Below are 23,701 nucleotides of genomic sequence, written 5' to 3' on the forward strand. Positions count from 1 at the left end.
TGGATGTCGACGAAGCGGTCGTGACCGGCCGGGAGGGGCAGTGGTGAACGGGGGCATGGGAGGACAGCCGGACGGCAAGGACCTCGCCACCGGAGGGCTCGACGAGATAGCGCAAGGGCTGACGCTGGCCTTGGGCGAACTCGGGGACCTCGGGATGGTGGGCACCGCGGGCACCGGCCGGGGCTTCGGGGAGCTCGAACTGTCCGGCCTCGAACTCGGCGAGGAGACGCTCACGGCGACGTTCCAGTCCTTCTGCGAGCGGTGGGAGTGGGGCGTACGGTCGCTGATCAACGAGGGCAACACCCTGGCCGTGAAGACCGGCATGTCGGCCGGCACGTACTACGAGACGGACCAGTACGTCGAGGGCACGCTCAAGATCGGGCTGAACTCGCTCGTCGGGAATCCGCACGCCTCGGAGGACGCGGTCGCCCAGCAGGGCTGGGGCGACATAGCCACCCAGTCCGCGCACGCGGACTACAGCAAGGAGTCGTTCGACCAGGCGTACGCCAACAGCCTCCAGGGCTGGAAGGACGCCGGCCGGGACGTGATGACCTCGCACACTGTCGGGCCCCTGGGGCTCGACCCGGAGAACCTGCACAGCGCCCTGGGCGTGTCGGACAGCGAGTACGACGACTTCCTCGACGACACCTTCGGCCCCTCCCCCGAGGAGCGGGCCCGGACGCAGCAGAACGGTGCCGCGGGCTGATGGGGATTCTCGGGGACCTCGGCAACAGCCTGGAGGACGGCGCCAACTGGGCGCTGGACAAGGGCGGCAAGCTCGTCGACGACGGCAAGAAGGCGGTCGGCGAGGGCATCGACTACGGCGCCCACAAGCTCGGCGACGGCTTGGACCGCGTCGGTCTGCACGGCGCGGCCGACACGGTGGACGACTGGGGCGACGAACTCGCCTCGGACCTCGGCGCGACACCCGGCGAACAGCAGCTCGGCGAGAGCGACGATCCCAAGGACCTCGTCCACGGCAACCACGACAGGATCGTGGGGACCGCGAAGCACCTGACGGCGTTCTTCACCGCCTTCGAGAAGGTCAGCACCGGCTTGAAGCGGGTGGACTCCACCGGCTGGAAGGGCGAGGGCGGCGACGCCTTCCGCAAGAAGCTGGGCGTGCACCCGGCGAAGTGGCTGCACGCGGCCGACGCCTGCGAGACCGCCGCGGGCGCGCTGCAGAGCTACGCGACGACCGTGAAGTGGGCGCAGGCGCAGGCGCAGGACGCCATCGACCTGTATGCCAAGGGCAAGAGCTCGTCCGAGAAGGCGGTCGAGGCGTACAACAAGCGCATCGACGCCTACAACGCGAAGATCAAGGCGAACGAGGACCCCGGGCCCGAGCCCGAGCCGTTTCACGACCCGGGCAAGGCCGGCATCGCGGCGGCGCGGCAGAAGCTCGCGGAGGCGCGCAAGCAGCGCAACTCCGCCGCGACGGCCGCCAACGCGCGGATCAAGGGGGCCCTGTCGCACGCCCCGGCCGAGCCGCCGCCGCTGGACCGACTCGGCAACGACCTCGTGGACGGATTCCAGGCAGCCAACACGGAGTTGACCCACTTCACCGGCGGGATCATCAAGGGCACGGCCGGCCTGGTCAACTTCGTACGCGGGCTCGACCCGATGGACCCGTACAACCTGACCCACCCCGCCGAGTACCTCCAGGGCGTCTCCACGACGCTCTCCGGCCTGGTCTCGACCGCGGCGCACCCCGAGCGGACGCTCAAGGCCGTCGTGGACGGCTTCGAGAAGGACCCGTCCGAGTTCGCCGGCCGACTGGTCCCGCAACTCCTCGGCACCGACGGCGCGGGCCTCGCGGCCGGGGGGCTGCGCATGGCGGCCGAGGAGGGCGCGGAACTCACGGCCGTGAACGTGGCCAAGGAGAGCGCGGAATACGGCGGCCAGGCGGCCGGGGCGAGCAAGTGGGGGGATCTGGCGAGCTCTACGGAGCATGTGTCGGAGAAGGCGATCCATTACGACTCGGTCGACCCGAAGACGGCGCAAGAATTCCTCGACGATCAATACCCCTGGCTGAAGGACGTCAACAACCGCTGGGAAGACGGCTATACCGAGAACTGTGCGTATACGACGGTCTCCGTGAACCATCGACTGGACGGCATCGAGGTCAGCGCGGCGCGCCGGGAAGGCCCTGGTCAGCTTCCCCTCGAACCCCTCGGAGTCAAGGATCCGGCGACCGCCTGGCACAAGGTGGACAGCTACGATGACATCATCCGCGACCTCAAAGCCCGTGGCGAGGGCGCGAGAAGCGCGGTATTTGTCGGACGAACAGGCTCGGGTCACTTCTTCAACGCGGTGAACACCGAGCACGGGGTCGTCTTCCTCGATGGTCAGAGCGGAACCCTCGGCACGTTGGAGAAGGACGCAAAGGAAATAATGCACGTGCCCTATGGCAAGGGAGCACCGTAGATGATCAGTCGGCTGGATGCGGTGGAATCCGCCACTACGCTTCTCCGGAGGGTGTATCCCGAAAAGGCGGACTCCATCGTTCTGTTTCCGGAGAAGAGCGTCGACCATCCATATGGCTGGCTGATCTCCTTCGACTTCGCGCAGCACATCGAGACAGGCGACTGGCTCCAGTCCCCCGTCACCACCGTCGTGGTCGTCCCGCACGACGGCGGGAAGGCCCACTTCCCGCCGAGCATCATTCCCGTTGCCGATTACATGAATCGACGCGCGTCCGGTGAATGGCCGCCGAAGGAGTTTCCGCGATGAGCGCCGTCCGCCAAGCGACTACGTGGCTGAACGACACCTATGGCGGCCTCGTCGAACTCGCGTCCCCTCGGCCGGTGCACGAGACGGCTGCGGCCTGGTTGTACGCCTGTCGCACCCTGACGCAGCCGGGATATCCCGCCACGCCGATGCTCGCGGGCTCGTTGGTGGTGCCGAAGGACGGCAGCTGTCCCTTCCATCCGGCGCCCAGCATGCCGCTCGGCGACCTGGAGCCGGCGCCGCCCGGTGAAGCGGCCAACCGCGCCGAAGGCCAGGCCCGGCGGATCAACGCGCGCGGCTGTGTCGTCGCCATGCACTGCGCGATCAACGGCACCCCGTCCGTACCGCTGCCCTGGCGCCCCTCCGACGAGGCCCCCGGCTGGTGGGACCGGCTCGGACGTCGGTACTTCCCGGAGTTCCAGCCGGTTCCCGTCGGGGACTGGGACGACCTGGTGAAGGCCGTCGCGGCGACCGGCCCCGACACCCGCGGTGTCATCTGGGTCCGTCGCGAGATCGGCGGTCACGAGGCCAGCGGCAACCTTCTCTACGCGCACAACAACAAGGGCCAGGTCGTCTTCCTCGACGGCCTCACGTCCTCGCTCGCCCGCCTGGACGTGCCGCCCCTGCTGCGCGAACTGGTCCTGCTGCGGGCGGTGCCGGGCGCGTCCTCCTCTCCGCGCGCCCCCTGGCAGCAGGCCGCCCCCGACTTCGCCTCCGCCGTCGCGAAGGCCCGGCACTGGCTCGACGACGCCTACAAGGGGCAGGTCGACCTGGACCGGCCCACCGCGCAGGACGAGACGCTGCGCGCCTGGGTCTTCTCCTGCAACAGCAGGCGTTTCCTCGGCGACGGGAACTGGCAGCACGCCATGCTGGACGCCACGGTGGTCGTACCGAAGGACGACAGCGCGCCCTTCGGTCTGCCGAACACCGCGCCCTGGGCCTGGCTGGCCCGCTGGGACGCCGGCGAGACCCCCGGCACGGCGGACCTGCCGCGGCCTCCGGCTCCGGGGCACGCGTCCTGGTTCGAACCCACGCTCGCGCAGCTCGGCCAGGTGCTGTCCACCTCCGAGCACCCGGACTGGCAGACGGCGATGAACGCGCTGGCGGCGCTGCCGGTCGGTGCCCGGAGCCTGGTCTGGATCCGCCGCACGGACGGGCGTGGGCGGGAGGCGGTGGGCCTGCTGCTCAACGCGGTACGCCGGGAGGAGGGAGTCCTGGTCATCGACGGCTCCTCCGACGCCCCGTTCACCTTCGACCCGACCGGCGTCCACCGCCTCCACGTCATCCGCTACCGCTGACCCGCATCCCGGCACCCGAGCGTCTTGAGGGTGGCGGGGAAGTAGGCGCGCATGAAGCGTTCGATGTCGTGCCGGTACGAACGGGTACCTGGGGGGACTTGGGGGAGCTGGAGGGTGAGGGTGAAGTAGTTGCCACCTTTGGTCTTGCAGGGGGCTGTAGAAATTGCCCCGTTGTCACCCACAGCCGTCTCGTAGTCAGCATCAAGCAGCGTGGGCGATTCGAGAAGAGAAACGGAATTGACCGATCTCGCAATGTGCAGGGGGCTCACCTGGTCCGAGTGCCAGGCGAATCTCATCATGAGCTGCGCTTCGTCATCCACGAGGACCTCGCAGTACGCCGAAGGCTGAGGATTCTGACGACTCACGCGGTTCCGCTCGACGACCGTTCCCACTCGGAGGAGCGGCTTGGCCAAGCTTCGACTCACAGCAGTTCCACACAGCGAACGAGGCGAGGACTCGTGGCTGGGCCGGCTGATGTACGAGGCAGCAAGGCCAAGACATACGAGCAGCGTCGCTGTGAGCACGGTCTTCGCGATGCGGCTCATTTACCGACGCCCCCGGAAACACCCCGTGCGTGGTCAATTCCGGCTTCGGCGGACTTTTCCACCAGGTCCTGTCGCTCATAAGGCTGCCGACCACCTTGCTGATGCGTCTTCGCCCACTCCGCAGCGAGGGCCGTCAGCTGACCGTTTCGATCCTGATAGCTAGACACGGCTTCCTTGGAAGCACCGTCGTCCAACCGCTTCTGCTCATCCGCCAACCACCGCTCCGTCACATAGTCAAACCCCTGCTGCACCTGGCCATTGACCACCGGGATGAAGCCAATCGCTTTGTCGAACAGCGGCTTGTCCTTGAACTCGGCTGTTTGGGGGTCACCCTGGGCCTGGGTTCGGGCCTCCTCCAGGAAGCCGACCGTGCGGCCCGCGCGGACCAGCGGCTCCGGGGAGTCCGTGTGGTGACCGTGAATCGCGGAGACCATCGCCTGGTTCAACCCCCCGTTCAACGTCCCGTACGCCCCCTCGGACTTGGACACCTGCTTCGTCACCTCGAAGAGCTCGTGCTGGTTCAGCGGGGACCTGGAGATGTCCACCTCGCTCATCGCCGCGTGCACCGTCGCCCCGTGGTTGACCAGGATGTTCGCCATCGGCCGCCGCAGCGACGGCGGGAAGTCGTCGCCCGTCGCGGCGAGGTGCTCGACCGCCGAGCGCAGCACCGCCCCGTTCGCGGGGGTGTGCGCCACGTAGTGGCCCGCGCGGGACGACGGGTCGATGCCCGTGGCCGCCGCCTGGAGCGCCGCCCCGAGGCCCGCGCGGTCGTCGCGGTCCGGGCCGGCGGTGTACAGGTCGGCCTTCACGCCGTCGTGCGCGTGCAGGACGACGTTCCAGTCGCGGTCCCTGACCAGGTACTTCATGTGGTCGCCGGTGCTCAGATAGTGCGCCGCCGTCTCCGGGTGGTGGCTCATCACGCCGAGCATCCCGTCGACCGGGTCGTTGGCGAACCAGCCCCCGTCCCGGCCGGCCCAGGCCTCCTTCAGCCGCCAGATGCCCGGCTCCCGCCGCTCCGCCGCGATCATGTCGTCCGTCAGATCCGTCAGCACCCGCGGCGCGTACCCGTGGCCCTTGCGCAGCAGCGTGACCAGCGACTGGTAGCCCACCGCCTGGTCCAGACGGGCGCCCTGGGCCTGCGTGGCGAACCGCCGTACGCCCGCCCTGCGCATCCCCGCCCGCCACTTCCGGTACCACGGCGACCGCGTGTCCTTGGTCGCCGTCGCCAGCGCGTCGGCCAGGCCGCGTTCCAGTGACGCGTAGTCCCCCGCCCTGCCCGCCGCCGCGCCGGCGCCCGCGGCCGGCCCGTGCATCAGGTCGTCCAGAGTGTTCGTCAACGTGATCGTGCCGGCCGGGCCGAGGCCGTCCAGAACCGTGCGGGAGAAGCCGGTGTCGAGGTCGTTGTCCCTGAACAGGCGTTCCAGCTCGTGGAGTTGATTGACCGACAGCCGGTCCTCGTCCGCGAGGCCGCGCAGCAGATCCCGCGCGCGGCCCGCCTCGTAGCGCTCGATGTCGCCCACCGCCCGGCCGTTGAAGCCGCGCCCGCCCGCGATCACGTCCGAGTCGGCCACCACCGCCTTCAGGGCGAGCCGCACCCCGGCGTCCGCGTCGGCGACGTCCCGCACCGCCTTGTCGATACGGTCCTGCCAGTGCCGCAGGGCCTTGGAGTGGTCGGCGTCCCCGTGGACCGTCGCCCGTTCCGCCTGTTCCGCCTCCAGCAGGCCGAGCGTCACCCGCCCGCGCTCGGAGACCAGCATCCCCGCCGCCCGGGCCTCGCTCCGTGCCGCCACCACCCGGCCGCGCAACTCGGTGAACTGCGCGTGCGCGTCCCGCAGCAGCGAGGCGACGGCCTTGGCCTCGGTCTGGGCGTACCCGAACTCCTTGAGCGTGATCTCGAAGCGCGCGTGCGCCGCGTCCGCGCTCAGGCCCTGCCAGGCCGGTCCCATGACGACGCCGTGCACATCCCGGCGGTAGGCCTTCTCCTGGCGGGCGAACTCCCCCGCCATGCCGTCCCAGCGCTCCGCCGCGGTGGTCAGCGCGGCCAGGTCGGCGGTCATGATCTCGTGGTACGACGGCATCGCCCGCGCCGCCGTCTCAGTACCGGTCCAGCGCCGACACCCGGCGTGCCGCCGAGGCCGCCGTCAGGTCCGCGTCGGTCAGCAGCACGTTCGCGCCGTGCAGGGACTCCCGCTCGGCGGACAGCCGGTGCAGCAGGTCGCGCACCTGGCCGGTCCAGGTCTCGTGCGCCCCGCGCAGGGCCGCGGAGGTGAGCCAGCCGTCGCCGTCCCGGGTGCCGAAGGCCCGCACCGCGGCCGCGGTCTCCTCCTCCGCCCACCGGCCCGCCCGCCCGGTGTCGGGCTCGATGTGCCGTTCCAGGGCGCGGGCCGCGGCCCGCTTCTCAGCCGGTGAGGAGGCCAGGTCCTTCGATCGGGCGCCGACTGCCACCACGTACTCCACCGTCCCGTCCCGCACCGCGCCGGATGTGCCGCACCGGGCCGACGGCCCGTCGACCCTTCAACCGGCGCACGCAGGACTTTGTCACGGTGTGTCACGGTGGGTCTGGGCTGCGCCGAGTTGACGGCGGGACAGGTGCAGGGCGAGCAGAGCGCTCGTCAGCGCCTGTGCGGCCGTATCGTCCAGCGGGGCCAGGAAGTCCCGCTCGACCCGCTCGCGGGCCTGCTCCGCGTCGGCCAGGTTGCGCTCGCCGTCCGGCGTCAGCGTGACGACGTTGCGGCGCCGGTCCCGGTCGCTGCGGTGGCGCTCGACGTAGCCCTTCTTCTCCAGCGAGTCGACGACGCCGACCATCGTCGTGCGGTCGACGCCGAGGCTCTCGGCGATCTCCAGCTGGGAGAGCTGCTGCCCGGCGGAGGCGATCAACGCCAGCACGCCCAGTTCCCGCGGGATGAGCCGGTAGGGCGCGAGCGCCTGCTCCAGCTCGGCCGCGAGCGCCACATAGGCGTGCTTCAGGAGATACCCGAGGCGACCCGCCAGGACATCCGGCGGTTGCACGTCCTTCATACGCAAAGCGTACACTGGCACCGACAATCAGCACTGCTGATGATCTCCAGTGGTGATGGATGCGGGGGCGCGCGCACGGCGCAGGGGCCAGGGGGACATGTCACGGACCGCCACGGACCGGCCCCGATCGACACGGACCAGCCCGGACCAGCCCGGAACCGTACCCGGCACCGCCCCACCCGTCCCACTCGACCAGCCAAGGAAAGCGACCATCCCGTCATGAGCGATTCACCCCCGGCCGAGGCCATACGGACGGCCCCGTCCTCCCCCGACCACCCGACCGCCGGCACCGCCGACCCGCGCCGCTGGTGGGGTCTGGTCGTCATCGCCCTGGCCCAGTTGATGGTGGTCCTCGACGCGACCATCGTGAACATCGCCCTGCCGTCCGCCCAGAAGGCGCTGGACATGTCCGACGGCAGCCGGCAGTGGGTCATCACCGCCTACACCCTCGCCTTCGGCGGCCTGCTGCTGCTCGGCGGCCGCATCGCCGACCTGGTCGGCCGCAAGCGCACGTTCATCATCGGCCTGATCGGCTTCGCCCTCGCCTCCGCGATCGGCGGCGCGGCCGAGACCCCCGGCGTGCTGTTCGCCGCCCGCGCCCTCCAGGGCGTCTTCGGCGCCGTCCTCGCGCCGTCCGCGCTGTCGCTGATGACGACGACGTTCACCGACCCGCGCGAGCGCGGCAAGGCGTTCGGCATCTACGGCGCCATCGCCGGCGCGGGCGCCGCGCTCGGCCTGCTGCTCGGCGGCGTGCTCACGTCGTACGCGAACTGGCGCTGGTGTCTGTACGTGAACGTGCCGATCGCCGCCATCGCCGTCGTCGGCGCGCTGATCCTGCTGCACGACCGCCCCGGGCACAGCGAGGCCAAGCTCGACATCCCCGGCGTGATCCTCGGCTGCGGCGGCCTGGTCGCCGTCGTCTACGGCTTCTCCGAGGCCGAGCCGCGCGGCTGGGGCGACGGCCGGGTGCTCGCGCTGCTGATCGGCGGCGTGGTCCTGCTGGCCGCGTTCGTCTTCTGGCAGACCCGGGCCAAGCACCCGCTGCTGCCGCTGCGCGTCCTCGCCGACCGGAACCGCGCGGGCTGCTTCCTCACCATGGGCCTGGCCACGATCGGCATGTTCGGCCTGTTCCTGTTCATGACGTACTACTTCCAGGGCATCCTGGGCTACTCCCCGGTCCGCAGCGGCCTGGCGTTCCTGCCGATGTCCGCGATGATCATCATCGGTTCGACGCAGATCTCCGCGCGGCTGCTGCCCACCACGCCGCCGCGGCGGCTCATGGTGCCGGGCATGCTGCTCGCCGCCGCGGGCCTCGGGGTCCTCACCCAGCTCGGCGTGGACTCGGCGTACGCCACCCACGTCCTGCCCGCCGAGCTGCTGCTCGGCCTCGGCATGGGCCTGACCTTCATGCCGGTCTTCTCCACCGCGACCCACGGGGTCCGGCCGCAGGACGCCGGCGTGACCTCCGCGATGGTCAACACCTCGCAGCAGGTGGGCGGTTCGCTCGGTACGGCGCTGCTGAACACGATCGCCACCTCGGCGACCACGACGTACGTCGGCACGCATCTGACGGACCCCTCCCGCAAGGCGCAGGTCCTGAGCGAGGGCATCGTCCACGGGTACACCCAGGCCATCTGGTGGGGCGTCGGCGCGATGCTGATCGCCGCGGTCGTCTCCGGCCTGCTGGTCGTCGCCCGTCCGAACGGTCACGGCGCCCCGGAGGGCGCGGCCGCGGCCGCCCACTGACGCCCGGCCCGCACCGCACACGGACGCGTCCCGCCCCCGAGGAATCGGGGGCGGGACGCGTCTTTTCCTTGCATGGGCCCGCGCACACGAAAGGGCCCGTACGACCGAAGTCGTACGGGCCCTTCCAGAGACCTACCTGGTCAGTCAGATCACTTGTTGATCTTGATGACCTGGCCGGCGCCCACGGTCCGGCCACCCTCACGGATGGCGAACTTCAGGCCCTCTTCCATGGCGATGGGCTGGATGAGCTCGACCGACATCTCGGTGTTGTCACCCGGCATGACCATCTCGGTGCCCTCGGGGAGGGTCACGACGCCGGTCACGTCCGTCGTACGGAAGTAGAACTGCGGGCGGTAGTTGTTGAAGAAGGGGGTGTGACGGCCACCCTCGTCCTTCGACAGGATGTACGCCTGGGCCTCGAACGAGGTGTGCGGCGTGACCGAGCCCGGCTTGATGATGACCTGGCCGCGCTCGACGTCCTCGCGCTTGATGCCGCGGAGCAGCAGACCGACGTTCTCACCGGCCTGGCCCTCGTCGAGCAGCTTGCGGAACATCTCGATGCCGGTGACCGTGGTGGTGGTCTTCTCGGTCTTGATGCCGATGATGTCGACGGTCTCGTTGACCTTGAGGACACCACGCTCGATACGACCGGTGACGACCGTGCCACGACCGGTGATCGTGAAGACGTCCTCGATCGGCATCAGGAACGGCTTGTCGACGTCGCGCTCGGGCTCCGGGATCGCGGTGTCGACGGCGCTCATGAGGTCGAGCACGGACTGCGTCCACTGGGCGTCGCCCTCGAGCGCCTTCAGCGCCGAGACGCGCACGACCGGAAGGTCGTCGCCCGGGAACTCGTACTCCGAGAGAAGCTCACGGACCTCGAGCTCGACGAGCTCCATGATCTCCTCGTCGTCCACCATGTCGGCCTTGTTCAGGGCGACCACGATGTACGGAACGCCGACCTGGCGGGCCAGGAGCACGTGCTCCTTGGTCTGCGGCATCGGGCCGTCGGTGGCGGCGACAACCAGGATCGCGCCGTCCATCTGCGCGGCACCGGTGATCATGTTCTTGATGTAGTCCGCGTGACCGGGGCAGTCGACGTGGGCGTAGTGACGGGTCTCCGTCTGGTACTCGACGTGCGCGATGGAGATGGTGATACCGCGCTGGCGCTCCTCGGGCGCCTTGTCGATGTTGTCGAACGCGGTGGCCTCGTTCAGGTCCGGGTACGCGTCGTGCAGCACCTTGGTAATGGCGGCCGTGAGGGTCGTCTTACCGTGGTCGATGTGACCGATGGTGCCGATGTTGACGTGCGGCTTAGTCCGCTCGAACTTCGCCTTCGCCACTGGGTTCCTCCTGTGGAGTGGTTCTGTACGCCTTACTTCATCGGCGCCAGGTGATCTTTGCTGTCAGGTCCCGGGCCCCGGGGCGGACCGCCACGGTTTGCGGTGGTTCGCCCCGAGAGGCTCCGGGGTCAAGCCTACGGCGTGGGAACGCGGAGCGTTACTCGCCCTTGGCCTTCGCGATGATCTCCTCGGCGACGTTCCGGGGAACCTCGGCGTAGGAGTCGAACTGCATCGAGTAGCTCGCGCGACCCGACGTCTTGCTGCGGAGGTCGCCGACGTAGCCGAACATCTCCGACAGGGGCACGAGGCCCTTGACGACGCGGGCACCGGCCCGCTCCTCCATGGCCTGGATCTGGCCACGGCGGGAGTTGATGTCGCCGATGACCTCACCCATGTAGTCCTCGGGCGTGGTGACCTCGACGGCCATCATCGGCTCGAGGAGCACGGGCGAAGCCTTGCGCGCGGCCTCCTTGAAGGCCTGCGAGCCGGCGATCTTGAAGGCGAGCTCGGAGGAGTCGACCTCGTGGTAGCCACCGTCGATCAGGATGACGCGCACGCCGGTCATCTCGTAACCGGCGAGGATGCCGAACTGCATGGCCTCCTGCGCACCGGCGTCGACCGAAGGGATGTACTCCTTCGGGATACGGCCACCGGTCACCTTGTTCACGAACTCGTACGAGGCGTCGCCGCCCTCGATGGGCTCGATGCCGATCTGCACCTTCGCGAACTGACCGGTACCACCGGTCTGCTTCTTGTGGGTGTAGTCGACGCGCTCGACGGCCTTGCGGATCGTCTCGCGGTAGGCCACCTGCGGCTTGCCGACGTTGGCCTCGACCTTGAACTCACGGCGCATACGGTCGACCAGCACCTCGAGGTGCAGCTCGCCCATGCCGCCGATGATGGTCTGGCCGGTCTCCTCGTCCGAGTGGACCTGGAAGGACGGGTCCTCCTCGGCCAGGCGCTGGATCGCGACGCCCAGCTTCTCCTGGTCACCCTTCGACTTGGGCTCGATGGCGACCTGGATGACCGGCGCCGGGAAGTCCATGGACTCCAGGATGACCGGGTTCTTCTCGTCGGACAGCGTCTCACCGGTGGTGGTCTGCTTCAGGCCCATGACGGCGACGATGTCGCCGGCGCCCACCGACTCGATCTCCTCACGCTTGTTCGCGTGCATGCGGTAGATCTTGCCGATGCGCTCCTTGCGGCCCTTGACCGAGTTGAGCACGGCGGAGCCGGACTCGAGGCGGCCGGAGTAGACGCGCACGAAGGTGAGCTTGCCGAGGTGCGGGTCGCTCATGATCTTGAACGCCAGCGCCGACAGGGGCTCCTCGTCGGACGGCTTGCGCTTGACGACCGTCTCCGGGTCCTTGACGTCGTGGCCCTCGATGGCCTCGATGTCGACCGGCGACGGCAGGTAGCGCACGACCGCGTCGAGCAGGGGCTGGACGCCCTTGTTCTTGAACGCGGTGCCGCAGAACACGGGGGTCACCGTGGTGCCCGTGCCCTTGCCGGACGCGATGGTGATACGACGGATCGCGGCGTACAGCTGCTCCACGGAAGGCTCTTCGCCCTCCAGGTACAGCTCCATGATCTCTTCGTCGTTCTCCGCGACGGCCTCGAGCAGCTTGCCGCGCCACTCCTCGGCAGCCTCGGTGTGCGTGGCCGGGATGTCGACGATGTCGTACATCTCGCCCTTGGTCGCCTCGGCGGACCAGACGAACGCCTTCATCGTCACCAGGTCGACGACGCCCTTGAAGTCCGCCTCGGCGCCGATCGGGAGCTGCATGACGATCGGCTGAGCGCCCAGGCGGTCGGAGATCATGTCGACACAGCGGTGGAACTCGGCACCCGTGCGGTCGAGCTTGTTGACGAAGCAGATACGCGGAACGCCGTAGCGGTCCGCCTGACGCCAGACAGTCTCGGACTGGGGCTCGACACCGGCGACGCCGTCGAACACCGTCACGGCACCGTCGAGCACGCGCAGGGAGCGCTCCACCTCGACGGTGAAGTCCACGTGACCCGGCGTGTCGATGATGTTGATGGTGTGGTCGACGTCTTCCAGCGGCCAGTGGCAGGTGGTGGCAGCAGAGGTGATCGTGATGCCACGCTCCTGCTCCTGCTCCATCCAGTCCATGGTGGCGGCGCCGTCGTGGACCTCACCGATCTTGTACGAAACGCCGGTGTAGAACAGGATCCGCTCGGTGGTGGTCGTCTTGCCCGCGTCGATGTGGGCCATGATGCCGATGTTGCGCACCCTGGCCAGGTCAAGCGAAGTGGTAGCCATGAGGCTTCAGTCTTCTCTCGGTCTCGATGTGGACTGCGACTACCAGCGGTAGTGCGCGAAGGCCTTGTTGGACTCGGCCATCTTGTGCGTGTCCTCGCGCTTCTTCACAGCGGCACCCAGGCCGTTGGAGGCGTCGAGGAGCTCGTTGAGCAGACGCTCGGTCATGGTCTTCTCGCGACGGGCGCGGGAGTAACCGACGAGCCAGCGCAGGGCGAGCGTGTTGGCACGACCGGGCTTGACCTCGATCGGGACCTGGTACGTCGCACCACCGACACGGCGGGACTTGACCTCGAGGGTCGGCTTGATGTTCTCCAGCGCGCGCTTCAGCGTGATGATCGGGTCGTTGCCCGTCTTCTCACGCAGACCCTCCATGGCGCCGTAGACGATGCGCTCGGCGGTGGAGCGCTTGCCGTTCAGCAGCACCTTGTTGATGAGGGAGGTCACCAGAGGAGAACCGTAGACCGGGTCGATGATGACCGGGCGCTTCGGGGCGGGGCCCTTACGAGGCATTCTTACTTCTCCTTCTTGGCGCCGTAGCGGCTGCGGGCCTGCTTGCGGTTCTTGACACCCTGGGTGTCGAGGGAGCCACGGATGATCTTGTAGCGAACACCCGGCAGGTCCTTCACACGGCCGCCGCGCACGAGCACGATGGAGTGCTCCTGCAGGTTGTGTCCCTCACCCGGAATGTAAGCGGTGACCTCGATCCCGCTGGTCAGACGCACACGCGCGACCTTACGCAGGGCCGAGTTCGGCTTCTTCGGGGTGGTCGTGAACACACGCGTGCAGACGCCACGACGCTGGGGCGAACCCTCGAGTGCGGGCGTCTTGTTCTTCTCGACCTTGTCCTGCCGGCCCTTACGGACCAGCTGCTGGATCGTAGGCACTACTTCTCCGGTTTCTGTGTGCCGAATAGGTAAAGCTAACCTGGAACATTCGCCGACCCACGCGGTCGGGTGTGTCGAATCCGGCAGACTCCTGCCGCGAGGCAAAAGGGCGCAGATTGCGGTGGCCACTCACAGCTCGCTATGCGGTTGAAGGCACGCACGAGAGCCAGGGCACACCCCAGGCACAAGGTCTGAGCGTACCTACCTCAAGAGCTACGGTCAAAACAAATGGGCCTCGCCCGCATCGCCGTACGGCCGGTGTCAAGACCATGCGTCGGGATCGATCTTCGAATCCATGATTTCCGCACGTGAGTGCGGGCATGGGTGATCTCCGCCACTCTTCCGGGGGAGTGACGGCACGACATGCCGCGCGGGTTGCCGCCATGAGGGTGGAACCTCACCCCGCGAAGACCGCGGCCATCAGCGCCAGCACCAGGAGCAGTGCCCAGAACCCGATGGCCATCCAGCCGAGGACCAGTCCGGTGACCGCGAGCCCGTCGCCGGCCTCCGCGCCGTGCCTGATCTCGGAGCGCGCGGTGTGTCCGAGCACCACCGCCGGAATGGCCGTGAGCCCCCCGGTGGGCACGCACAGCAGCCCGCACACGAACGCCCCCACGGCCTTCCCGTTGGTCGTCGGGACCGGCTGCGGCCGGAACGTCCCCGGCACGACGGCCAGGGGCACCGTCACCGGGACCGGCCCCTGCGGCAGATCCGCGACGATGTGCGCGAGCTCCCCGACCGTGCGGGCCGCGTAGGCGCGGGCCACCCGTTTCTCGAACTCGGGCTGCTCCAGCCGTCCTTCGCCGTAGCCGGCCCTGAGCACGTCCACCGCGCGCTCGCGGTCGGCGTGCGAGGCCAGCATCGACGGCGCGGCCGGCGGGCCGCCCTGCCCGGCCCACGGCTGCACCGGACCCGGCCCCTGCGACCACAGCGGCAGGCCCGGCCCGGCCGCGTACGGGCCCGGCCCGGCCGCGCGGTACGGCTGCCCGGCCGCGCGGTACGGCCGGCCCTGCGGCGCGTACGGCTGGTCGTACGGCCGGTACGGCTCGTCGTACGGCCGGTCGTCCGGCGATGTCGACGACGGTTCGGACACGGAGCACCTCCCCCAGGAACCCCCGAGTTCCTTCCATGATGCGCCAAGTGGGCAATTACGGCACATGGGTTGGCCAGGACGCGCCCAGGGGCCGGCCCGGGAGGCCCAGGACACGCCGAAGGGCGGCCACCCCGGAAGGTGACCGCCCATCGGTTCAAACAGATACCCGCTTACTGGTTGTACGGACCGTAGTCGTAGTCCTCCAGCGGAACGGCCTGGCCGGAGCCGGTGCCGAACGGCGAGTAGTCGATGTCGTCGTAGCCGACGGCCGAGTACATCGCGGCCTTGGCCTCCTCGGTCGGCTCGACCCGGATGTTGCGGTAACGGGACAGACCCGTACCGGCCGGGATGAGCTTACCGATGATGACGTTCTCCTTGAGGCCGATGAGGCTGTCGGACTTGGCGTTGATCGCCGCGTCCGTCAGCACTCGGGTCGTCTCCTGGAAGGAGGCGGCCGACAGCCAGGACTCCGTCGCCAGCGAGGCCTTGGTGATACCCATCAGCTGCGGACGGCCGGAGGCGGGGTGACCGCCCTCGGTGACCACACGACGGTTCTCGGTCTCGAACTTCGAGCGCTCGACCAGCTCGCCGGGCAGCAGCTCGGCGTCGCCGGACTCGATGATCGTCACGCGGCGCAGCATCTGCCGGATGATGATCTCGATGTGCTTGTCGTGGATCGACACACCCTGCGAGTTGTAGACCTTCTGGACCTCGCCGACCAGGTGGACCTGGACGGCACGCTGACCCAGGATGCGCAGCACGTCGTGCGGGTTGGTGGCACCCACGGTGAGCTTCTGGCCCACCTGGACGTGCTCGCCCTCGCTGACCAGGAGTCGGGCGCGCTTCGAGATCGGGAACGCCGTCTCGTCGCTGCCGTCGTCCGGCGTGATGACGATCTTCTTGGTCTTCTCGGTCTCCTCGATCCGCACGCGGCCCTGGGCCTCGGAGATCGGGGCGACACCCTTCGGGGTACGGGCCTCGAAGAGCTCGACGACACGCGGCAGACCCTGGGTGATGTCGTCACCGGCCACACCACCGGTGTGGAAGGTACGCATCGTCAGCTGGGTACCGGGCTCACCGATGGACTGGGCGGCGATGATGCCGACCGCCTCACCGATGTCGACCAGCTTGCCGGTGGCCAGCGAACGGCCGTAGCACATCGCGCAGGTGCCGACGGCGGACTCGCAGGTCAGGACCGAGCGGGTCTTGACCTCCTCGACGCCGGCCGCGACCAGCTGGTCGATGAGCACGTCGCCGAGGTCGACGCCCGCCGGGGCGAGCACCTTGCCGTCCACGACGATGTCCTCGGCGAGGCAGCGCGCGTACACGGACGTCTCGGCGTTGTCCGCCTTGCGCAGGATGCCGTCGGCGCCGCGCTCGGCGATGGCCAGCTTGAGGCCGCGCTCGGTGCCGCAGTCCTCCTCGCGGATGATGACGTCCTGCGAGACGTCCACCAGACGACGGGTCAGGTAACCCGAGTCGGCGGTACGCAGAGCGGTGTCGGCCAGACCCTTACGGGCACCGTGCGTGGAGATGAAGTACTCCAGCACGGACAGGCCCTCACGGAAGGACGCCTTGATCGGACGCGGGATCGTCTCGTTCTTGGCGTTCGACACCAGACCACGCATACCGGCGATCTGCCGCATCTGCATCATGTTTCCTCGGGCACCCGAGTCAACCATCATGAAGATGGGGTTCGTCTTGGGGAAGTTCGCGTTCATCGCCTCGGCGACCTCGTTGGTCGCCTTGGTCCAGATCGCGATGAGCTCCTGAGTGCGCTCTTCCTTGGTGATCAGACCGCGCTCGTACTGCTTCTGGACCTTCTCGTCCTGGGCCTCGTAGCCCGCGACGATGGCCTTCTTCGCCTCGGGGACGACGACGTCGGAGATGGCCACGGTGACACCGGAGCGGGTGCCCCAGTAGAAGCCGGCCGCCTTCAGGTTGTCGAGCGTCGCCGCCACGATGACCTTGGGGTAGCGCTCCGCGAGGTCGTTGACGATCTCGCCGAGCTGCTTCTTGCCCACCGAGTAGTCGACGAACGGGTAGTCCTCGGGCAGCAGCTCGTTGAAGAGCGCGCGGCCCAGGGTGGTGCGCAGGCGGAAGGTGTCACCGGTCTGGTACTCCGGCTCGCCCTCCTCCACGGCCGGCGGGGTCCAGCCGCGCGGCGGGATGGTGCCCACCGGGAAGCGGATGTCGATCGCCGACTGGAGCGCCAGCTCGCCGGCGTCGAACGCCATGGTCGCCTCGGCCGTGGAGCCGAACGCGCGGCCCTCGCCCTTGGTGTCGCGCAGCTCGCCGTCGGTGGTGAGGAAGAACAGACCGAGGACCATGTCCTGGGTCGGCATCGTCACCGGGCGGCCGTCGGCGGGCTTGAGGATGTTGTTCGAGGACAGCATCAGGATGCGGGCCTCGGCCTGCGCCTCCGCGGACAGCGGCAGGTGCACGGCCATCTGGTCACCGTCGAAGTCCGCGTTGAACGCGGTGCAGACGAGCGGGTGGATCTGGATGGCCTTGCCCTCGACCAGCTGCGGCTCGAAGGCCTGGATGCCGAGGCGGTGCAGGGTGGGAGCACGGTTGAGCAGCACCGGGTGCTCGGCGATGACCTCTTCGAGGACGTCGTACACGACGGTGCGGCCGCGCTCCACCATGCGCTTGGCGGACTTGATGTTCTGCGCGTGGTTCAGGTCCACCAGGCGCTTCATCACGAACGGCTTGAAGAGCTCCAGCGCCATGGCCTTCGGCAGACCGCACTGGTGCAGCTTCAGCTGCGGGCCGACGACGATGACGGAACGCGCCGAGTAGTCGACTCGCTTGCCGAGCAGGTTCTGACGGAAACGACCCTGCTTGCCCTTCAGCATGTCGCTGAGGGACTTCAGCGGGCGGTTGCCGGGACCGGTGACCGGGCGACCACGACGACCGTTGTCGAAGAGGGCGTCCACGGCCTCCTGGAGCATGCGCTTCTCGTTGTTCACGATGATCTCGGGCGCGCCGAGGTCGAGAAGCCGCTTCAGGCGGTTGTTGCGGTTGATGACACGGCGGTACAGGTCGTTCAGGTCGGAGGTCGCGAAGCGGCCACCGTCCAGCTGCACCATCGGACGCAGGTCCGGCGGGATGACCGGGACGCAGTCCAGGACCATGCCCTTGGGGCTGTTGGAGGTCTGCAGGAACGCGGAGACGACCTTGAGCCGCTTCAGGGCACGGGTCTTCTTCTGGCCCTTGCCGGTGCGGATGATCTCGCGGAGCTTCTCGGCCTCCTCCTCGAGGTCGAAGGACTCCAGGCGCTTCTGCAGCGCCGCGGCACCCATCGAGCCGTCGAAGTACGTGCCGAAGCGGTCGCGCAGCTCGCGGTAGAGCAGCTCGTCGCCCTCGAGGTCCTGGACCTTGAGGTTCTTGAACCGGGTCCACACCTCGTCGAGACGGTCGATCTCGCGCTGCGCGCGGTCGCGCAGCTGCTTCATCTCGCGCTCGGCGCCCTCGCGCACCTTGCGGCGCACGTCGGCCTTGGCGCCCTCGGCCTCGAGCTCGGCCAGGTCGCTTTCCAGCTTCTTGGCGCGGGCCTCCAGGTCGGAGTCGCGGCGGTTCTCGACCTGCTGGCGCTCCACGGAGACGTGCGCCTCCAGGGAGGGCAGGTCGCGGGTGCGGCGCTCCTCGTCGACGAACGTGATCATGTACGCCGCGAAGTAGATGACCTTCTCGAGGTCCTTCGGCGCCAGGTCGAGCAGGTAGCCCAGGCGCGACGGGACGCCCTTGAAGTACCAGATGTGGGTGACGGGAGCGGCGAGCTCGATGTGGCCCATCCGCTCACGGCGCACCTTGGCGCGCGTGACCTCGACGCCACAGCGCTCACAGATGATGCCCTTGAAGCGGACACGCTTGTACTTGCCGCAGTAGCACTCCCAGTCCCGGGTCGGACCGAAGATCTTCTCGCAGAAGAGTCCGTCCTTCTCGGGCTTGAGGGTGCGGTAGTTGATGGTCTCGGGCTTCTTGACCTCGCCGTGGCTCCACTGACGGATGTCGTCAGCGGTGGCCAGACCGATCCGGAGCTCATCGAAGAAGTTGACGTCGAGCACTATGCGTCAATCCCTCTCAGGGTTGTAAGTCTTGGGGTCTGATACGGGGGTCCTGGGGCCGGCCGGAGGTTCCTCACCAGTTCCTCCGGCCGGACTCCCGTCAGACCTCTTCGACGCTGCTCGGCTCGCGCCGGGACAGGTCGATGCCGAGCTCCTCCGCCGCGCGGAAGACGTCCTCGTCGGTGTCACGCATCTCGATGGACATACCGTCGCTGGACAGCACCTCCACGTTCAGGCAGAGCGACTGCATCTCCTTGATGAGCACCTTGAAGGACTCGGGGATGCCGGGCTCCGGGATGTTCTCGCCCTTGACGATGGCCTCGTAGACCTTCACGCGGCCGGTGACGTCGTCGGACTTGATCGTCAGCAGCTCCTGGAGGGCGTACGCGGCGCCGTAGGCCTCGAGGGCCCACACCTCCATCTCGCCGAACCGCTGGCCACCGAACTGGGCCTTACCACCCAGCGGCTGCTGGGTGATCATCGAGTACGGGCCGGTCGAACGGGCGTGCAGCTTGTCGTCGACCAGGTGGTGGAGCTTCAGGATGTACATGTAGCCGACCGAGATCGGGTCCGGGAACGGCTCACCGCTGCGGCCGTCGAACAGCCGCGCCTTGCCGGTCGGGAGCACCATGCGCTCGCCGTCGCGGTTCGGGATGGTGTGCTGGAGCAGACCCGCGAGCCCGTCCTCGCGCGCACCGTCGAAGACGGGGGTGGCGACGTTCGTGCCCGGGTCGACCTGGTCGGCGCCGATCGCCTGGAGGCGCTGGGCCCACTCGTCCGCGAGGCCGGAGACGTCCCAGCCGCGGCTGGCGAGCCAGCCGAGGTGGATCTCCAGGACCTGTCCCGGGTTCATTCGGGACGGGACACCCAGCGGGTTGAGGATGATGTCGACCGGGGTGCCGTCCTCCAGGAACGGCATGTCCTCGATCGGCAGGATCTTGGAGATGACGCCCTTGTTGCCGTGACGGCCGGCGAGCTTGTCACCGTCGGTGATCTTGCGCTTCTGCGCCACGTACACGCGCACCAGCTGGTTGACACCGGGGGGAAGCTCGTCGCCCTCCTCGCGGTCGAAGACGCGCACGCCGATGACCTTGCCGGTCTCGCCGTGCGGCACCTTCAGCGAGGTGTCGCGGACCTCACGGGCCTTCTCGCCGAAGATCGCGCGCAGCAGGCGCTCCTCGGGGGTCAGCTCGGTCTCACCCTTCGGGGTCACCTTGCCGACGAGGATGTCGCCGGCGATGACCTCGGCACCGATGCGGATGATGCCGCGCTCGTCGAGGTCGGCGAGGACCTCCTCGGAGACGTTCGGGATGTCCCGGGTGATCTCCTCGGGGCCGAGCTTGGTGTCACGGGCGTCGACCTCGTGCTCCTCGATGTGGATCGAGGAGAGGACGTCGTCCTGCACGAGGCGCTGCGACAGGATGATCGCGTCCTCGTAGTTGTGACCCTCCCACGGCATGAACGCCACGAGCAGGTTCTTGCCCAGGGCCATCTCGCCGTTCTCGGTGGCCGGACCGTCCGCGAGCACCTGGCCCGTGATGATCCGGTCGCCCTCGTTGACGACGACCTTCTGGTTGACCGAGGTGCCCTGGTTGGACCGGGAGAACTTGTGCAGGCGGTACGTGATGTACGTGCCGTCGTCGTTCGCGGTGGTGATGTAGTCGGCCGAGACCTCCTGCACCACACCGTCCTTCTCGGCCTTGACCACGTCGCCGGCGTCGACGGCGGAGCGGTACTCCATGCCGGTGCCGACGAGCGGGGCCTCGCTCTTGATGAGGGGCACGGCCTGACGCATCATGTTCGCGCCCATGAGGGCACGGTTGGCGTCGTCGTGCTCGAGGAACGGGATCATGGCGGTCGCGACCGACACCATCTGGCGCGGCGAGACGTCCATGTAGTCCACGTCGTCACCGGCGACGTAGTCGACCTCGCCGCCACGGCGGCGGACCAGCACGCGCGCCTCGGAGAAGCGCAGCTCGTCGGTCAGACCGGCGTTGGCCTGGGCGATGACGAATCGGTCCTCTTCGTCGGCGGTCAGGTAGTCCACCTCGTCGGTGACCTGGCCGTCGACGACCTTGCGGTACGGCGTCTCGACGAAACCGAACGCGTTGACCCGGCCGTAGGAGGCGAGCGAGCCGATCAGACCGATGTTCGGGCCTTCGGGCGTCTCGATCGGGCACATGCGGCCGTAGTGCGAGGGGTGCACGTCACGGACCTCGAAGCCGGCCCGCTCACGGGAGAGACCACCCGGGCCAAGAGCCGACAGACGGCGCTTGTGGGTGAGACCCGACAGCGGGTTGTTCTGGTCCATGAACTGCGACAGCTGGCTGGTGCCGAAGAACTCCTTGATGGAGGCGACGACCGGCCGGATGTTGATCAGGGTCTGCGGCGTGATCGCCTCGACGTCCTGCGTGGTCATACGCTCGCGGACGACGCGCTCCATACGCGCCAGGCCGGTGCGGACCTGGTTCTGGATGAGCTCGCCGACGCTGCGCAGACGACGGTTGCCGAAGTGGTCGATGTCGTCGGTCTCGACGACGATCATCTCGCCGGAGTCCCCGGTCGTCTCGGTCTCGCCGGCGTGCAGCTTGACCAGGTACTTGATCGTCGAGATGACGTCCTCGACGGTCAGGATGCCCGCGTCGAGCGGGGCGTCGGCGCCCAGCTTCTTGTTGACCTTGTAGCGGCCGACCTTGGCCAGGTCGTAGCGCTTGGGGTTGAAGTAGAGGTTCTCGAGCAGCGTCTGCGCGGCCTCACGCGTGGGGGGCTCGCCCGGACGCAGCTTGCGGTAGATGTCGAGCAGCGCGTCGTCCTGGCCCTGGGTGTGGTCCTTCTCCAGGGTGGCGCGCATCGACTCGTACTCGCCGAACTCCTCGAGGATCTGCTCGGTGGTCCAGCCGAGCGCCTTGAGCAGGACGGTGACGGACTGCTTGCGCTTGCGGTCGATGCGGACACCGACCATGTCGCGCTTGTCGATCTCCATCTCCAGCCAGGCACCCCGGGAGGGGATGATCTTGGCCGAGAAGATGTCCTTGTCGGACGTCTTGTCGATGCTGGAGTCGAAGTAGACACCGGGCGAACGGACCAGCTGCGACACCACGACACGCTCGGTGCCGTTGATGACGAACGTGCCCTTGTTCGTCATGAGCGGGAAGTCGCCCATGAAGACCGTCTGGGACTTGATCTCGCCGGTCTCGTTGTTGGTGAACTCGGCCGTCACGAAGAGGGGCGCGGCGTACGTGAAGTCGCGCTCCTTGCACTCGTCGATCGAGTTCTTCGGCGGCTCGAAACGGTGGTCGCGGAACGTCAGCGACATCGACCCGGAGAAGTCCTCGATCGGGGAGATCTCCTCGAAGATCTCCTCGAGGCCGGACTTGGTGGGGACGTCCTGACCGTTCTCGAGAGCCTCCTCGACCCGACTCTGCCAGGCGGTGTTGCCGAGCAGCCAGTCAAAGCTCTCGGTCTGCAGCGCGAGCAGGTTCGGAACCTCGAGAGGCTCCTTGATCTTTGCAAAGGAGATGCGCAGCGGGGCGGTGCTGGCGGCATTGTTCGTATTCGCGGTCGAGGCAGTGCGCGAGGCGGCCAAGAGGGGGTCCTTCCGAGGGCTCGGACTCACTACGCGCGTACCGGCCCCCCACCGTCCGCATCGCGGCCGACGGCACCCGATCCGGCCGAAGAGGCCAGGTGAGATGCGGTCCGGTCGACAATGCCGAGGCGAGGGCAGACCCCTGGTGACGGGCAGGGGACAGCTAACAGGCAGCGCAAAGGGTCAGTGTAGCCACTTGGCACACTGATGTCCAGCCCCGGTTTTCAACCCAACTCCAGGGATCCCTCGTTGTTGTCAACGCCTGCGGCATGCCTGCCTTCAACGCACGGTGATACTGCCCTCTTCGCCGTCGATCCATGCCTCGGATTCGGATCCTTGTGACGACGCGTCCTGAGAATTGCGCGCTGCGTGCGGTTCGTCAAGGCCCCCCTACTCACCCCCTGCCCGAACCAGGACGAACAGGGGTGTCCGGAGACACGACGAAGATCACCATACCCCCCGCCGTCACGGTGCAGGGTGACCGTGGTCGCGCCCCCCGGGAACGCGAAAGAGCGACCACCCGGATGGATGATCGCTCTTTCTCGCTCGCGCGTTACAGGCCCGTCAGGACCCGCTGAAGGCCGTCAGGCCTTCGTGAGGTGTTACTTGACCTCGACGGCCGCACCGGCGCCCTTGAGGGCCTCGGCGGCCTTCTCGGCGGCGTCCTTGGCGACCTTCTCGAGGACGGGCTTCGGGGCGCCGTCCACGAGGTCCTTGGCCTCCTTGAGACCCAGGGAGGTGAGCTCGCGCACGACCTTGATGACCTGGATCTTCTTGTCGCCGGCACCGGTGAGGATGACGTCGAACTCGTCCTTCTCCTCCTCGGCCTCGGCGGCGGCGGCCGGACCGGCCGGGCCCGCGACGGCGACGGCCGCGGCGGCGGTGACGTCGAACTTCTCCTCGAACGCCTTCACGAACTCGGAGAGCTGGATGAGGGTCATGCCCTCGAACTCGGCGAGCAGTTCGTCCTGGGTGAGAGCCATGATGGCTTCCCTTCGCTAAATCGGCTGGTGCCGGATGTACATGTATGGCGGGCGTACGTTCGGCCCGCTACGACCTCCGCCCCGGGCAAGGAGCCTTCGGGCGGCGGTCATTTCGCGAGCC

17 protein-coding genes are annotated in these 23,701 nt (G+C 68.2%); 5 read left to right on the forward strand and 12 right to left on the reverse strand.

Annotated features, from left to right (window positions below; all coding sequences use genetic code 11):
• Nucleotides 1-55: 55 nt before the first annotated feature.
• From WN71_RS13110 to WN71_RS13125, 4 genes are read left to right on the forward strand one after another with little or no spacing between them, the layout of a single operon-like run.
• Nucleotides 56-706, forward strand: coding sequence for a hypothetical protein (locus tag WN71_RS13110; protein WP_046583626.1), 651 nt, complete (start codon nucleotides 56-58; stop codon nucleotides 704-706).
• Complete coding sequence (locus tag WN71_RS13115) at nucleotides 706-2,427, forward strand: putative T7SS-secreted protein (protein WP_046583592.1); 1,722 nt, start codon at nucleotides 706-708, stop codon at nucleotides 2,425-2,427. Before WN71_RS13110 ends, WN71_RS13115 begins: the two co-directional genes overlap by 1 nt.
• Nucleotides 2,428-2,733, forward strand: a complete 306-nt coding sequence (locus WN71_RS13120) for a YrhB domain-containing protein (RefSeq protein ID WP_046583591.1) — start codon at nucleotides 2,428-2,430, stop codon at nucleotides 2,731-2,733.
• Complete coding sequence (locus WN71_RS13125) at nucleotides 2,730-4,028, forward strand: YrhB domain-containing protein (RefSeq protein ID WP_046583590.1); 1,299 nt, start codon at nucleotides 2,730-2,732, stop codon at nucleotides 4,026-4,028. The genes WN71_RS13120 and WN71_RS13125 overlap by 4 nt, the downstream gene beginning before the upstream one ends.
• Here WN71_RS13125 and WN71_RS13130 read toward each other — a convergent pair.
• From WN71_RS13130 to WN71_RS13145, 4 genes are all read right to left on the reverse strand, one after another.
• A complete protein-coding gene (locus WN71_RS13130; RefSeq protein ID WP_143074834.1) occupies nucleotides 4,019-4,348 on the reverse strand; it encodes a hypothetical protein in 330 nt (109 codons plus the stop codon). The two genes, WN71_RS13125 and WN71_RS13130, sit on opposite strands and share 10 nt — an antisense overlap.
• A gap of 221 nt (nucleotides 4,349-4,569) precedes the next feature.
• Nucleotides 4,570-6,630 (reverse strand): hypothetical protein, encoded by a 2,061-nt coding sequence (locus WN71_RS13135; RefSeq protein WP_240529640.1) that lies wholly within the window; start codon nucleotides 6,628-6,630, stop codon nucleotides 4,570-4,572.
• A gap of 37 nt (nucleotides 6,631-6,667) precedes the next feature.
• A complete protein-coding gene (locus WN71_RS41895) occupies nucleotides 6,668-7,021 on the reverse strand; it encodes a hypothetical protein (protein WP_167382923.1) in 354 nt (117 codons plus the stop codon).
• A gap of 90 nt (nucleotides 7,022-7,111) precedes the next feature.
• Entirely contained in the window at nucleotides 7,112-7,591 is a 480-nt protein-coding gene (locus WN71_RS13145; RefSeq protein WP_046583586.1) for a MarR family winged helix-turn-helix transcriptional regulator, read from the reverse strand.
• Nucleotides 7,592-7,810: 219 nt separating this feature from the next.
• Between WN71_RS13145 and WN71_RS13150 the strand changes: the two genes are divergently transcribed.
• Nucleotides 7,811-9,337 carry an MFS transporter gene (locus tag WN71_RS13150; RefSeq protein WP_046583585.1) on the forward strand — a complete coding sequence of 509 codons (1,527 nt, stop codon included), beginning with the start codon at nucleotides 7,811-7,813 and terminating at the stop codon, nucleotides 9,335-9,337.
• A 149-nt stretch (nucleotides 9,338-9,486) separates the two neighbouring features.
• Here WN71_RS13150 and tuf read toward each other — a convergent pair whose 3' ends face one another.
• From tuf to rplL, 8 genes are all read right to left on the reverse strand, one after another.
• Nucleotides 9,487-10,680, reverse strand: coding sequence for an elongation factor Tu (gene tuf / locus WN71_RS13155; RefSeq protein WP_046583584.1), 1,194 nt, complete (start codon nucleotides 10,678-10,680; stop codon nucleotides 9,487-9,489).
• A 157-nt stretch (nucleotides 10,681-10,837) separates the two neighbouring features.
• Nucleotides 10,838-12,964: an elongation factor G gene (gene fusA, locus WN71_RS13160; RefSeq protein WP_046583583.1), complete on the reverse strand. Its 2,127-nt coding sequence runs from the start codon at nucleotides 12,962-12,964 to the stop codon at nucleotides 10,838-10,840.
• A 39-nt stretch (nucleotides 12,965-13,003) separates the two neighbouring features.
• Complete coding sequence (gene rpsG / locus WN71_RS13165) at nucleotides 13,004-13,474, reverse strand: 30S ribosomal protein S7 (protein WP_003992340.1); 471 nt, start codon at nucleotides 13,472-13,474, stop codon at nucleotides 13,004-13,006.
• 2 nt (nucleotides 13,475-13,476) lie between these two features.
• Nucleotides 13,477-13,848, reverse strand: coding sequence for a 30S ribosomal protein S12 (rpsL, locus tag WN71_RS13170; RefSeq protein ID WP_003948652.1), 372 nt, complete (start codon nucleotides 13,846-13,848; stop codon nucleotides 13,477-13,479).
• 397 nt (nucleotides 13,849-14,245) lie between these two features.
• Entirely contained in the window at nucleotides 14,246-14,941 is a 696-nt protein-coding gene (locus WN71_RS42685) for a DUF1707 domain-containing protein (RefSeq protein WP_420856495.1), read from the reverse strand.
• Nucleotides 14,942-15,111: 170 nt separating this feature from the next.
• Complete coding sequence (locus tag WN71_RS13180) at nucleotides 15,112-19,011, reverse strand: DNA-directed RNA polymerase subunit beta' (RefSeq protein ID WP_046583580.1); 3,900 nt, start codon at nucleotides 19,009-19,011, stop codon at nucleotides 15,112-15,114.
• A 100-nt stretch (nucleotides 19,012-19,111) separates the two neighbouring features.
• Entirely contained in the window at nucleotides 19,112-22,597 is a 3,486-nt protein-coding gene (rpoB, locus tag WN71_RS13185; protein ID WP_046583578.1) for a DNA-directed RNA polymerase subunit beta, read from the reverse strand.
• 602 nt (nucleotides 22,598-23,199) lie between these two features.
• The gene (gene rplL, locus WN71_RS13190) at nucleotides 23,200-23,583 is read right to left on the reverse strand and encodes a 50S ribosomal protein L7/L12 (RefSeq protein ID WP_167382925.1); all 384 of its coding nucleotides are present in this window, start codon (nucleotides 23,581-23,583) and stop codon (nucleotides 23,200-23,202) included.
• Nucleotides 23,584-23,701 lie beyond the last annotated feature (118 nt).

This window comes from Streptomyces mangrovisoli, assembly GCF_000974985.2.
Classification (GTDB): domain Bacteria; phylum Actinomycetota; class Actinomycetes; order Streptomycetales; family Streptomycetaceae; genus Streptomyces; species Streptomyces mangrovisoli.

Bases quoted from the DNA above. Each gene is read 5' to 3' on its own strand.
- WN71_RS13110 (WP_046583626.1), top strand. From the start codon at position 56: ATGGGAGGACAGCCGGACGGCAAGGACCTCGCCACCGGAGGGCTCGAC.
- WN71_RS13115 (WP_046583592.1), top strand. From the start codon at position 706: ATGGGGATTCTCGGGGACCTCGGCAACAGCCTGGAGGACGGCGCCAAC.
- WN71_RS13120 (WP_046583591.1), top strand. From the start codon at position 2,428: ATGATCAGTCGGCTGGATGCGGTGGAATCCGCCACTACGCTTCTCCGG.
- WN71_RS13125 (WP_046583590.1), top strand. From the start codon at position 2,730: ATGAGCGCCGTCCGCCAAGCGACTACGTGGCTGAACGACACCTATGGC.
- WN71_RS13135 (WP_240529640.1), bottom strand. From the start codon at position 6,630: ATGACCGCCGACCTGGCCGCGCTGACCACCGCGGCGGAGCGCTGGGAC.
- WN71_RS13145 (WP_046583586.1), bottom strand. From the start codon at position 7,591: ATGAAGGACGTGCAACCGCCGGATGTCCTGGCGGGTCGCCTCGGGTAT.
- WN71_RS13150 (WP_046583585.1), top strand. From the start codon at position 7,811: ATGAGCGATTCACCCCCGGCCGAGGCCATACGGACGGCCCCGTCCTCC.
- fusA (WP_046583583.1), bottom strand. From the start codon at position 12,964: ATGGCTACCACTTCGCTTGACCTGGCCAGGGTGCGCAACATCGGCATC.
- rpsG (WP_003992340.1), bottom strand. From the start codon at position 13,474: ATGCCTCGTAAGGGCCCCGCCCCGAAGCGCCCGGTCATCATCGACCCG.